The 11,402-nt window shown below is 63.3% G+C and carries 13 protein-coding genes; 4 read left to right on the forward strand and 9 right to left on the reverse strand.

Going from position 1 to position 11,402, the window contains the following annotated elements; all coding sequences use genetic code 11:
- Window positions 1-56: 56 nt before the first annotated feature.
- Entirely contained in the window at window positions 57-539 is a 483-nt protein-coding gene (locus tag GNZ13_RS34605) for an Lrp/AsnC family transcriptional regulator (RefSeq protein WP_120305114.1), read from the reverse strand.
- Between the two features lie 138 nt (window positions 540-677).
- Here GNZ13_RS34605 and GNZ13_RS34610 point away from each other — a divergent pair, with 138 nt between their 5' ends.
- Window positions 678-1,322, forward strand: coding sequence for a cysteine dioxygenase family protein (locus tag GNZ13_RS34610; protein ID WP_172172935.1), 645 nt, complete (start codon window positions 678-680; stop codon window positions 1,320-1,322).
- Window positions 1,323-1,400: 78 nt separating this feature from the next.
- Here the strand turns inward: GNZ13_RS34610 and GNZ13_RS34615 are convergent, their stop codons facing one another.
- From GNZ13_RS34615 to GNZ13_RS34630, 4 genes are all read right to left on the reverse strand, one after another.
- Window positions 1,401-4,019, reverse strand: a complete 2,619-nt coding sequence (locus GNZ13_RS34615) for a mechanosensitive ion channel family protein (RefSeq protein WP_172172937.1) — start codon at window positions 4,017-4,019, stop codon at window positions 1,401-1,403.
- A gap of 191 nt (window positions 4,020-4,210) precedes the next feature.
- A complete protein-coding gene (locus GNZ13_RS34620) occupies window positions 4,211-4,858 on the reverse strand; it encodes an NAD(P)-dependent oxidoreductase (RefSeq protein ID WP_172172939.1) in 648 nt (215 codons plus the stop codon).
- 169 nt (window positions 4,859-5,027) lie between these two features.
- A complete protein-coding gene (locus tag GNZ13_RS34625) occupies window positions 5,028-5,483 on the reverse strand; it encodes an Rrf2 family transcriptional regulator (RefSeq protein WP_172172941.1) in 456 nt (151 codons plus the stop codon).
- A gap of 87 nt (window positions 5,484-5,570) precedes the next feature.
- Window positions 5,571-6,050 carry a hypothetical protein gene (locus tag GNZ13_RS34630; protein ID WP_172172943.1) on the reverse strand — a complete coding sequence of 160 codons (480 nt, stop codon included), beginning with the start codon at window positions 6,048-6,050 and terminating at the stop codon, window positions 5,571-5,573.
- Between the two features lie 215 nt (window positions 6,051-6,265).
- Between GNZ13_RS34630 and GNZ13_RS34635 the strand changes: the two genes are divergently transcribed.
- Window positions 6,266-6,847, forward strand: a complete 582-nt coding sequence (locus tag GNZ13_RS34635) for a DJ-1/PfpI family protein (protein WP_030102684.1) — start codon at window positions 6,266-6,268, stop codon at window positions 6,845-6,847.
- A gap of 129 nt (window positions 6,848-6,976) precedes the next feature.
- Complete coding sequence (locus tag GNZ13_RS34640; protein WP_172172945.1) at window positions 6,977-7,303, forward strand: hypothetical protein; 327 nt, start codon at window positions 6,977-6,979, stop codon at window positions 7,301-7,303.
- Here GNZ13_RS34640 and GNZ13_RS34645 read toward each other — a convergent pair.
- The gene (locus tag GNZ13_RS34645) at window positions 7,290-9,062 is read right to left on the reverse strand and encodes a sensor histidine kinase (RefSeq protein ID WP_172172947.1); all 1,773 of its coding nucleotides are present in this window, start codon (window positions 9,060-9,062) and stop codon (window positions 7,290-7,292) included. The genes GNZ13_RS34640 and GNZ13_RS34645 overlap by 14 nt on opposite strands.
- 445 nt (window positions 9,063-9,507) lie before the next feature.
- Entirely contained in the window at window positions 9,508-9,855 is a 348-nt protein-coding gene (locus GNZ13_RS34650) for a DUF190 domain-containing protein (protein ID WP_172172949.1), read from the reverse strand.
- Window positions 9,856-10,152: 297 nt separating this feature from the next.
- On the opposite strand from GNZ13_RS34650, the gene crcB reads away from it, so the two are divergent.
- Entirely contained in the window at window positions 10,153-10,533 is a 381-nt protein-coding gene (crcB, locus tag GNZ13_RS34655) for a fluoride efflux transporter CrcB (protein WP_172172951.1), read from the forward strand.
- Window positions 10,534-10,633: 100 nt separating this feature from the next.
- Here crcB and GNZ13_RS34660 read toward each other — a convergent pair whose 3' ends face one another.
- Both GNZ13_RS34660 and GNZ13_RS53610 read right to left on the reverse strand, forming a co-directional pair.
- Entirely contained in the window at window positions 10,634-11,053 is a 420-nt protein-coding gene (locus GNZ13_RS34660; protein WP_172172953.1) for a DUF1801 domain-containing protein, read from the reverse strand.
- 229 nt (window positions 11,054-11,282) lie between these two features.
- The coding region (locus GNZ13_RS53610) for an IS4 family transposase (RefSeq protein WP_268959212.1) at window positions 11,283-11,402 on the reverse strand (120 nt) is incomplete at its 5' end.

The following is an 11,402-nucleotide window of genomic DNA, read 5'->3' on the forward strand; positions in this document are numbered from 1 at the left end:
GATAGTGTCTGGGAAGGCGGCATTCTACGCCCACTGAGCTTGCACTCGGCTTGCAATCAGCGCCCCTCTACCACCGCCGAAGGCCGCACCGGCAGCGCCGTCGAGTACTTGATCTGTTCCATCGCAAAACTCGAACTCACGTCATACAGCGGCACGGCGGCGATCAACAGTTTATAGACGCGATCGTAGTCGTCGATATCGGACACCACCACGCGTAGCAGGTAATCGGTTTCGCCGCTCATCCGGTACACCTCCACCACCTCCGGAATCTCTTGTACCGCACGCGTAAAGGTCTGCGCCCAGGCCTCGGTGTGCTGATTCGTTCGCACCGCAACGAACACGGTCGTGCCCACGCCGAGTTTGCGCGCATCGCACAGCGCCACCTGGGCGCGAATCACGCCCGTCTCCTTCAGACGCTGCAGCCGCTTCCAGCAAGGCGTTTGCGACAGATTCACGCGTTGCGCCAGCTCGGCGATTGGCATGGTTGCGTCTTCCTGCAACAGCTCGAGCAGCTTCCGATCGATGATATCCATTCCCATCGTCACACCCTCATAGGAAATTATTCTACTTTTAAGTCTCCAAGGGGAATTATATGGAAACTCTTTCTCCGGGCAAACCGGTATAAATATGTCTATCCGAAAATAGCCCATAAGCAGCCATGCAGCTGCGCAGCGATCATGAACCAAGATCTCAGTTCCATACCCGCCGCCCGTTCCTCCGCCCACGCCGCGCAGTTTGCCGGGGCGAATGAAACGCCCTCGCACGCACACCGTAGCACGCCGCTCGCGCATCTGTGCGACGCGCTCGACGCGATGTTCGAAGCCTGTGTGAAATTCCCCGAACCTTCGGATTCGACCTTCTTCGCGCGCAGCATGCGCATCGCGCTGACCGAAGCCGCAGCGAATCCCGAGCTGCTCACACCCGCGCAACGCGAAGGCTCCGCTGAAAATTACCGGCGTCATTTGCTGGCCGCCGATCCGCACGGTCGCTATGCGATCGCCGCGCTGGTGTGGCTGCCGCGCCAGGCAAGCCCGGTGCATGCGCACCACACATGGTGCGGCTACGCGGTGCTCGACGGCACGCTGAGCGAAACGGTCTTCGAATGGAACGGCGCACAGCACTGCGCAAGCGCCACCCGTACGCAAGCACGCAATACCGGAGCCGTGTCGTTTGTGCGCGGCGGCAGGGGCGGCATTCACCAGTTGGGAAATTGCAGCGACGCGCCCGCTGTCTCGCTGCATATTTACGGTGTCGCGGGCGCGCAGATCGCCACGCATGTCAACGACATCGTGCGTGCGGCCAACGCACCGGCGCTCTGCTGAAACCCGTACATCCTGCGCAAAGATGCAAACCGCGGATGCAAACCGCGCCAGGGTCCGCTCACCCGGCTTGTAGCGCAATCAGCTTTTGCCGCCCGCTTCACCAGCTGTCGGAATCTGTGGCGGAATCGGCGCGGTCTGCCCGGTCGACGGCGGCGCCGGACGCGGTTCGTGCGACACATCGCGCGCCGCCGCCACGGCAGCGTGCGCGGCCCGCGTCGAGCCCCCCGTTTCAGCGTGCCCATGCCCATGCGGACCGGCCTCGCGCAGCTCATCGTCCTGCAAAGGCTGTCCTTCGCTATCCTTCGACGACGTGTACACACGCATCTGCGGCACCGGAATCTCGATGCCGGCTTCGTCCATTTTGCGTTTGAGCCTCAAATTGAAGGCGCGCGCCACGCTCCATTGCTGTAACGGCCGCGTCTTGATCTGCCCTTTCACGACCATCCAGTTCGGATCAAAACGGTCGAGCCCCCACACCTCGATCGGTCCGAGCATTTCGCGCCGGTAGCGGAAGTCGGCCATCAGATCGGCGCCGACTTCCCGAATCAGTTGCGTGATCTGATCGACGTCGGTCGAGAACGACATCCGCACTTCGAACACCGCGTAGGCAAAGTCGCGCGACAGGTTCTTGACGATCTTGATCTGCGAGAACGGAATCGCGTGAATCGCACCTTGCCCATCGCGCAAACGGACGGTACGGATCGACAGATGCTCGACGGTGCCCGCATGCCCCCCGTCCACGTCGATCCAGTCGCCGACCGAAATCGTATCTTCGATGATGATGAACAGGCCCGTGATCAGGTCGGTCACGAGCGACTGCGCGCCGAAGCCGATCGCGAGACCGATCACCCCGGCGCCGGCCAACAGTGGTGTCACATTGATGCCCAGGTTCGCCGCGGTGACGATGCCGGCGATCGTCATGATCGACACCAGCAGCACGTTGCGCACCAGCGGCAGCATTGTGCGCGCCCGCATGCTCGGATTGCGCGACTTGTTGCGCGGACCACCCGGATTGAGGGCTTCGGTAATCGCCGTGTCGACCAGAATCCACAGCAGCCATGAAATGAACACCGTCGCAATGATCGCCGTCACCGCGTGCGCAATCCCGCGCGCCGCAACGTTTTCCTCCACGACTGCCGCGAGCGACACCCCCCACAGACGCGCCGCCAGTTCGAAGAAGAACAGCCAGATGAACAGCGTCAGCAGCGTGCCGCAAAAGCGCAGCAAGCGCGACAGATAAGGCGAGCGGCGCCGCGCGCGTGGGCTGCGCGGGCGCGTCATGCGCAGCACGACGGCCGACAGGAAAAATGCGAACACCAGCAACAGTGCGGTCACCACCGAAATCTGCAGCACGTTTTCGCTGGAGCCCGAGCCGCCGAGCGTAGCCACCACCGACGCGCCGGCGAGCACCAGCACCGGCACGTGCCAGAGCGAGGCGAGCACGTCGAACGCGTCGGTCGCGGCCCGGTGATCGTGGCGCTGCTCGTAAGGCCGGTTACGAATCAGATGCGCGACGGGCCGGCGGAACGCCAGCGCGAAATAGCCGGTGAGCACGGCGGCCGTCATGTTGGCGGCCGTCGAAATCAGCGCGGCGAGATTCGATCCGAGCTGATGCGCAACGTCGTAGTTGACCGCCGCATCGCCGAGCGCGGCGCATATGCCCACCACGAACAGCACGCGCCGCGCGTGATCGATCAGCAGGCGCACCGCAACCCGCCGATGCCCTGAGCCGAACAGCGAAAACATGATCAGACAGATCGCCGAAAACACCGCACCCGCGACGATCGCGTAGGCGACCACCATGCCGAGCGTGCGGCCGAGCGAATCGGGCATCGCGCGCACGAACAGCAGCGCCGCGAGAAAGGCGACGATCCATGGCCCGACGCGGCGCAGCGCGAAGATCAGCAGTTCGCGCGTGGTGGGATTCGGGTTGAGCCCCATGATGATGCCGAAGCGCCGGTATAGCCGGTGTTGCAGGTAGATCAGCGCGCCGGCGCACCCGCCCCAGCCGGCCAGCATGCCAATCATCGAAAAGACGACGCGCCCGAAGCTCTCTTGCCCCTGACCCGAAATGATCGTGTAGAGCTCATTGCCGGCCGCGTTGAAGCGTCCGGCCCAATAGTGCATCGGCGTGCGGCCCTGATGCACACCGGATTCGAACGACGCGATGCCCGACGCGATCGCCCCGAGCAAACCAGGACTCGGTTGCGCGGGCGCGGGCGCGGCTGCCGCGACATTTTGCGAGACCTCGCGTAGCTTTTTGAGTTGGGCGACGAGCGCGGTGCGCTGCCGGTCGTTGTCGAGCGTAGCGATCACGCTGTCGAGCGAGCGCGCCAGTTCCGCCTGGCTCGCGGGCGACGGCGCGGAGGCCGCTTCCGCAGCCGAGGCGCCCGAGGCAGCAGACGCAGGCGTTGCCGTCGCCGTCGCGCTATTGATCAGGCTCTGCAAGGCCGGAATGACCGGCGTGCTGGTGCCGGCGGCCTGGGCAGTCGCGGGCAGCCATCCAATGCCGAGGATCAGCGCAAGGTAGACCGTGGCCGCCCACGCGCCAAGCCACGCCGCGACGCGAGCGCGAATGCCGCGTCGAGCGCTGCATCCGACATAACTGGAAGGAAAATGAAAGGCGGCGTGAGTCGCCGGTTGCCCGCCGTTGGACGGCGCGGCCCCGGACTCACGCCGCAATGAGCATGACTGCATGACGATCCGTAAGAAAACGGGAGACGCCAGTGTAGCCGCAGTTTTACCGCCAGCGACCGAACATGCGTAACCGATTGTTAGGACGCTTGCGCAAATTCGAGGATTGGCGGGCCGCCCTCATCCCACGAGCGGCCGCTGAGACACGCACAACGGGCCAGGCGCGACACGAGCCGCGCGCGGTCCGTTCAGGCTCAATAAGCCACCGTCGCGATCTGACGGACGAAACGGCCCTGCTCCAATTCGTCGACGAAGGCGATCGCATAGTCTTCCGCCGAAATGCGGCTATTGCCCTCAGCGTCGGCGAGAAGCGTGTTCGCGCCCGTGCGGAACTTGGCCGTACGCTCACCCGGAGCGATCAGCGCAGCCGGCGCGAAGAAAGTCCAGTCGAGGTCGGTGACGCCGCGGTAGTAATCGAATGCATCGCGGTGCGCCAGTGCGATCGGTTTGTAGGCGTCCGGGAAACCGTCCGTGTCGACCAGATGCTTGCCTGGCGCCACTTCGAGCGAACCTGCGCCGCCCACCACCACGAGGCGCTTCAGGCCCGCTGCGCGCACGCCGTCGACGAGCGCATGGGTCGCCTTGGTCAGCGCCGCGAGATCGTCTTGCGGCGGCGCATAGGCGCTCGCCACCACGTCGTGGCCACGCACCGCGGCGCCGACGCTCGCGGCGTCGAGCAGATCGGCCTGCGCGGCTTTCAGATTCGCCACATCGGCCGGCACGCGCGCCGGATTGCGCGCCAGCGCCGTCACCTGATGCCCGCGGCGGGCCGCTTCCGCGGCGATCCGCGAACCAATCGTGCCGGTGGCGCCGAACAACGCGATCTTCAACTGTTTGCTCATTTCGATACTCCTGTTATTAGCATATATGTAACCGCATTGATTACATATAACGCGGAAAAAAGAGGGGCATGAGCCCCCGTCCGTTCGTAGGTGTGCAGGTTTCGGCTACACCCTGCGCGCCCTTCGATACTGCTTCATTGCCACTCTCTTTGCCACCTTCGTTGCTGCATCAGCCGTGCGAACGCCGCTTGCGTTCAAGCGCCCGCTCAGCACGCACCAGGTCAGCAGTGGCGTCAGCCAGCGTGCGCGCGCCGAGCGACGCCTCCATGGCCTGCTGCGCTTCGTCGATGATACCGCGCAGCACGCCCTGAATATTCCGTCCCACCATGCACGCCGGATTCGGCTCCTCGCGATGCATGGCGAACAATTGCGCGTCGTCCACCGCACGGTACACCTCGAGCATGGTGATCTCGTCAGGCGCCCGGGCAAGCAGCGCACCGCCGCCCGCGCCGAGTTGCGAGGTCGTGAGGCCCGCCTCGGCCAGCATGGTCAACAGACGCCGGATCAACGCAGGATTCGTATTCACGCTGCCCGCGATCATCTCCGACGAGAGCGGCACGCCCTCCTGCAAAGACAGCAGCGCGAGCACGTGCACCGCAAACGCAAACCGGCTACTTGTATTCACAACAAACCTGCCCGGCAACGACAATGTGTAACCATGGTAATTACATTTAATCCGGCTGTCAAACGGACGGCCGCATGGGCCGCCATCTCACTTGTCCATCTGCTTTTGCGCATCGCTGGAATCGCTCGACGCCGACGAGGAAGCCGAACCGCTAGCCGACGACGACGCCGAACTTTGCGCCGACCACTCCTGCAGCTTGCGCCCGGCCGTCTCGAGGCCCTGGCCGGTCAGCGCCGCCGCCTTGCCGAGTTGCGCATTCGTGGCGCTCGCGGCACCTTGCAGGTTGGCTTGCGCGGTCGATGCCAGCGCGGCTGGATCGATCTTGATCGACGGCGCGGAGGCCGATTCGAGGTTCTGCTGGGTGGCGGCCTTGGTCGCATCGACCTGCTGGCCGACGTAGCTGGCCGCCTGATCGAGCTTTTGACCGGCGGCTTGCGCCGCATCGTCGAGCTTGCCGGCGACCTGCCCGGCCGACGCATCGTTCTTCTGACAAGCCGCGAGGCCGCCGAACACGATTGCGACAACAGCGACGCGGCGCAACAACGGTGAACGAATAGATAAAGTCATATCTGAGTGTGAGCCGCATCGAGCGGCTTCCGCATGCGAAAACGCGCCAATGATACGCCGTTGCGCCACATGCTCTCTGCGACGAGCATCTGGAAGCCCGCGGACTCGAAGCAGCGACGCGCGCTGACATCGGTTTCGTCGCGGTTCTGTCAAACGCGTTGGAGTAGACTCCCAGAGCGTTTCGATGTGTTCCGTTGATCAATTGGAGGCATGCGATGGCAGCAAAGAAGATTCTGTTCCTGACCGGCGACTTCGCCGAGGATTACGAAACGATGGTGCCGTTTCAGGCACTGCAGGCGGTTGGCCACGTAGTCGACGCGGTCTGTCCGAACAAGAAAGCGGGCGAGAAGATCAAGACCGCGATTCATGATTTCGAAGGCGACCAGACCTACACCGAAAAGCCTGGCCACCAATTCACGCTGAATGCGACGTTCGACGACGCCGATTCCCGTCAATACGACGCGCTGGCGATCGCGGGCGGCCGCGCGCCGGAGTATCTGCGGCTCAATCACAAGGTGATCGAACTCGTGCGGCAGTTCGCCGAAGCGGGCAAGCCGATCGCCGCGATCTGCCACGCAGCGCAACTGCTGGCCGCCGCCGACGTGATTCGCGGCAAACGCATTTCCGCCTACCCGGCCTGCGCGCCCGAAGTGAAGCTGGCCGGCGGCGAGTACGCCGACATTCCGGTCGACGCCGCGATCACCGACGCCAATTTCGTCACTGCCCCAGCATGGCCGGCTCATCCTGAGTGGCTGCGTCAATTCCTCGTGCTGCTCGGCACCCGGATCGAACTCTGATTCTGAGGCGAGCGCCTTGCCCTCGCGGTAATGCGCGCTCGCCAAAACACACCTGCATTTGAGACTAGTCCGATAGTTCGCAGCGGAAAGTTTTCCTATAGTCGCCGGTTGACTTGGGAGCCTTTTTCGATGGAACTGACTGACTGGATCGTCATTCTCGCCGTCACGCTGATGGCAATTGCTTTTTTCTGCGCTCGCACGCCGGCCAACTGGTCGCGAGAAAACCGCGCGCGACGTCTGGCCGGCGCGCGCATGCTGGTGCAAGCTGCGTGTTCGTTGTGGGCGGCGCTGTTGATCGTCGCGCACGGCCTGTTCGCCCTGAACGGGCTGGCCGGCCTGCATCCCGCGCCGCTCGAGGCGCTGACCTGCGTTGCGATCCTGATCGTTTGCGGCTGCTACTGGTCGATTCGCGGCGGCAAACTGCTCAAACCGCGGCGGCTTTTTACCGCGTACTGATGCCGGGCGCGGCATTAGCGACATTGGTGGCGTTGGCAGCATGCGTCACCGCACCGCCGCTCAGGCCAAGACCATCGCGATCACCGAGGCCCGCGCGTGTTTCGCGCACACTACGAACCGCTTGAACACCGTCCGCCAACGTGACATGCGTTTCGACGGCCTGTTGCACCGTCCGCGCCTCGGCTTCGGGCAGCGACAGATAAAACGTCGTGCCCATCCCCTCTTTCGACTCCGCCCACACGCGCCCGCCGTGCCGCTCCACCACGCGCCGCACGAGCGCAAGGCCGATGCCCTCACCCGCCGCCACATTGCCGTGCAGCCGCTGAAAGGCGTTGAAAAGCCGCGGCAGCGCGACCGCCGGAATGCCTAGGCCATTGTCCCGCACGTAGAAAATCCGTAGCGAATGCACGCCCGGCGGCGCCGGCGTCGTGCCAATTTCGATCCGGCCTTCGCGCGCCGGGTCCAGATAATTGACCGCATTGCCGATCAGGTTCGCGAACACCTGTTCAAGCGCGGTCGGGTCGCCCCACACCGCCGGCAACTCGTCGACGCTGACATGCGCCCGGCGCGCCCGGATCGACCCTTGCATGGCATCGACCACGCGCGGCACGATATCGCGCACTTCGACCTTTTGCTGCCGGTACTCGACACGGCCGACACGCGACAGCCGCAACAGCGCGTCGATGATATGAGACGCCCGCAGCACGGCCGTCTGCAGGAAGTGCAACGCCTCGCCGATATCCTCGTCCACCACCCGTTCGATGCGCTGCCGCGGTTCTGCCGCAAGCGACGATTGGCGCAGCACCGCGCGCAGTTCGTCGCAGGCGCGGGTCAGTTCTTTCGAGAAGCCTTGCAGATTCACCAGCGGCGCACGCAGGTCATGCGACACGCTATAGATGAACATTTCGTTTTCCTGAGTCTGTTGCCGCAAGGTCTCGTTGATGCGCGCCAGTTCGCCGGTGCGGCGCGCGAGATCGGACTGGAAACGCGCCTGGATGCGCTCGGCTTCGAGCAGGCGCCGGCTGGTTTCATGCAAGGTCAGATCGAGCCGGGCGATTTCATCGCGGCCCGGGCCGATCGGCGCCAGCGGCTCGTTGCCCGCGAGGCGCCCGGCGTTATCGGACAAGAGCGCGAGCCGGCCGCGCACGCCGCGCGTGAACAACCAGACGGCCAGCGCGACGAACAGCAAGGAGCCAAACACGGCCGCGACGACCAGCGTTTGTTGCCGCTCACGCGCGGCGTCGGCGGCATTCGAGCGCAGCGTGTCGAGGCGCCGCTCTTCGGTCTGGAAGGCCACCACTTGCTGACGGAAGCGATCGAGTACGTCGGCCATGGCCAGGTCACGGAAGCGATCGAGCAGATCGCGCCGCCGCTCCGAATGCAGCATGTCTTGAATGCGGTCCGACCATTGGCGATACCCCTGCACCGCCTGGCGCACCTGCACCACGCGCTCGACTTGCGCCGGGTTATCGGCAACCAGCTCGGCCAGTTGATCGATGCGGCGGTCGACGTCCATCCACAAGGTGACCGGGGTCGCAAAGCGGGTATCGTTGGCGAGCACCGCGCCACGCAGCGCCACGGACTCACCCAGCACCGGATCGAGAATCGCGGTGGTCTGGCGCAGCACGTCTTCACTATGGATGGCCCACTGCTCGGCTTGCGCCGCGTCGGACTGCGCCTTGACCAGGCCGGACAGCAGCGCCAGTTCGAAGAGGGCCGGAATTGCGATCAGCAACAGGCCTTTAGTGGTCAGTCTCATGCGTACGCATTGGAGGTCGATGGCCGGCAGATCGTGCACGGGGACGGCACATTATGTCGGCGTTTACGCAGGAAGACAAAGACGGCGCGCTACGGAACAGGCTTCTGCGGCCAGACGCACCCCCATGCGCAACGATTGCGCATAAAACGTCAGGCTTTTGAATTAAACGTAAATCAAATCGAATGTCTTGCCCATATTTGGATCGTGACGACCGATATGAAACCGTCATGCACTTAATTTATGCTTTCGTCCTCATTCGATGTGCAAAGAACAGTGCGCCGCTCGATCGGCAATGCGTAACACGAACCCCATCCCGGTGCGGCTTTGCACCTGATCGGCGTGCCGTTTCACGACTTCGCCGAACGGCGCGGACCTGTCGACCCACAAGATTTCGGCGACGCCGGAGCGCGAAAGCGTCGGCTGATGCGTTAGCCGCAAATCCAGGTTAGCGGCGCGCCGGATGTTTCGCGTCCCCGTGCTCGCCGATCAGGCCGAATTCGATCGGGCAACGCGTGTAGAACACCGGGACGCTGCCCGCGCGCACCGCCTCGAGTAAGGCTTCCGCCTCCCCTTCGGTGACCGCGAAAATCACCTGCTGCGGTTGATCCGCCAGTTCGAAAAAGCGCGCTGCATGCCGCGCGCCCGCGTGGCCGACACCTTCGGCCGCCGCCACGACGGTCGCGCCATGAATGCCGACGAGCTTCGCGATCGACAGCAAACATTCCACGACCGTTTGATGGCCGTGGCGCCGGTTCTTCTCGGTATAGAACGTGAGCTGGTAGCCCTTCGTCATGTCGGCCTCCCGCACGGTTGCAATGGACTCGCGGCAAACGCTCGCAGGCCCTCCATTTATTCTAGATCACGCCCCATGCCATGCAGACCGCACGCGCGTGCCGCGACCGCGCTCACCTGTCCCCAATGCCTTGCCAATGCTAGACTTGCGCGCTGGAGGTGGCATTCTCTGCGCTCTCCGTTAGCCGCCCTTGATGGCTGATGACGCCTGCTTCGCCCGGACGACCGCGGACGCAGCATCGCGCCTTCCGCTTAAGCCCGGTTTGTCGACCTTTTGGCTTCGCCAGAGTACTTTTGCATGTATTTATCCATTCTCGCGGTCGGCATTGGCGGCGCACTCGGTTCGCTGTTCCGCTGGTTTCTTGGTATCCGTCTGAACGGCCTGTTCACGGGTTTGCCGCTTGGCACCTTCGCCTCTAACGTGATCGCCGGCTACGTCATCGGCGTCGCGATCGCGGGGTTTGCACGGGCGCCGCAGATCGCGCCCGAATGGCGGCTCTTCGTCATCACGGGCTTGATGGGCGGCCTGTCGACTTTCTCGACGTTCTCGGCGGAAGTCGTGCAGCGCTTGCAGGACGGCCGGCTCGGCTGGGCGGCAGGCGAGATCGTCATTCACGTGGCGGCTTCGCTCGTGATGACTATCCTGGGTATCGCAACTGTTTCGTTGCTGTCGCGCTGACAAAGCGCTCGATCGCTGGATGCGCCCGGGAAAAACCAGGCAATACCAGGCAATATCTCAACGCGAAAATACGCGAGCAAAAAACGATAGCGCTACAGCTTCACGTCTCTTTACTTTTTTGTACTTTCGCTCGGGCATTCGCCGGCGCGTTCTTCTTCAATTTGGTCTGGTTGTGATCAATAGCGGCACGAACGAGATTCTTTAGCGCACGCGCATTAATCTTATCGCCCTCGAAAAAATCGATCGCCCGTCTTGCGTTGCCTTCGAGGCCCGCGTTGAAGAGCTTGTCAGGATCCGGGAGGCTCGCCCCGTGGGCAAAGGTAAGCTTCACCTTCCCTTTGTGGGCGTTAGCGACCGCGATCATTCCGTCGCGAGACCATACCGGGCTTCCCATCCACTTCCATTCCTCGATGATCTCCGGGTCGGCCTCAAGGATGGTCTTGCGGACGCTGGCGAACGTTTTGCCACGCCAGTCCGTGATTCCTGCGATCAGTTGGTCAATACTTTCCGATGGATTCATTGGATCGTTACGCCTCGAGTTCTGGTCCCGTTTCATGCGACCACGTTAAGCAACATGGGGGGCGGGCGAGCCCCGTTTCGACCGAGCCTGGCTCTGAATTGTGCCAGCATCGATCTATACGCGCCAATACCTGTTCCAGGGGCGCAAGGAATGGCTGCCATCCACCCATGGCGCATGGCGAATGCGGGCGTTCAACATTGCATCCTGTTGGGGGGCTGAAGGCATGGCGTTATACACAAATGTCGTCACCGCCGTCGTCGCTTAACAAGCGCAATGTTTTTGCAGCGACATGAACTTCTCTGAGTCCGAGCCAGATCGTTTTTGCGCCGGGTTCGCCATCGCCCTTGCG

Origin of the sequence: Paraburkholderia elongata, from assembly GCF_013177735.1 — a bacterium.
In the GTDB taxonomy this organism is placed as follows: Bacteria; Pseudomonadota; Gammaproteobacteria; order Burkholderiales; family Burkholderiaceae; genus Paraburkholderia; species Paraburkholderia elongata.

What these genes read in the sequence shown, in the direction of transcription:
- GNZ13_RS34605 (WP_120305114.1), bottom strand. Translation starts at nt 539, where the DNA reads ATGGGAATGGATATCATCGATCGGAAGCTGCTCGAGCTGTTGCAGGAA.
- GNZ13_RS34610 (WP_172172935.1), top strand. Translation starts at nt 678, where the DNA reads ATGAACCAAGATCTCAGTTCCATACCCGCCGCCCGTTCCTCCGCCCAC.
- GNZ13_RS34615 (WP_172172937.1), bottom strand. Translation starts at nt 4,019, where the DNA reads ATGCAGTCATGCTCATTGCGGCGTGAGTCCGGGGCCGCGCCGTCCAAC.
- GNZ13_RS34620 (WP_172172939.1), bottom strand. Translation starts at nt 4,858, where the DNA reads ATGAGCAAACAGTTGAAGATCGCGTTGTTCGGCGCCACCGGCACGATT.
- GNZ13_RS34630 (WP_172172943.1), bottom strand. Translation starts at nt 6,050, where the DNA reads ATGACTTTATCTATTCGTTCACCGTTGTTGCGCCGCGTCGCTGTTGTC.
- GNZ13_RS34635 (WP_030102684.1), top strand. Translation starts at nt 6,266, where the DNA reads ATGGCAGCAAAGAAGATTCTGTTCCTGACCGGCGACTTCGCCGAGGAT.
- GNZ13_RS34640 (WP_172172945.1), top strand. Translation starts at nt 6,977, where the DNA reads ATGGAACTGACTGACTGGATCGTCATTCTCGCCGTCACGCTGATGGCA.
- GNZ13_RS34645 (WP_172172947.1), bottom strand. Translation starts at nt 9,062, where the DNA reads ATGAGACTGACCACTAAAGGCCTGTTGCTGATCGCAATTCCGGCCCTC.
- GNZ13_RS34650 (WP_172172949.1), bottom strand. Translation starts at nt 9,855, where the DNA reads ATGACGAAGGGCTACCAGCTCACGTTCTATACCGAGAAGAACCGGCGC.
- crcB (WP_172172951.1), top strand. Translation starts at nt 10,153, where the DNA reads ATGTATTTATCCATTCTCGCGGTCGGCATTGGCGGCGCACTCGGTTCG.
- GNZ13_RS34660 (WP_172172953.1), bottom strand. Translation starts at nt 11,053, where the DNA reads ATGAATCCATCGGAAAGTATTGACCAACTGATCGCAGGAATCACGGAC.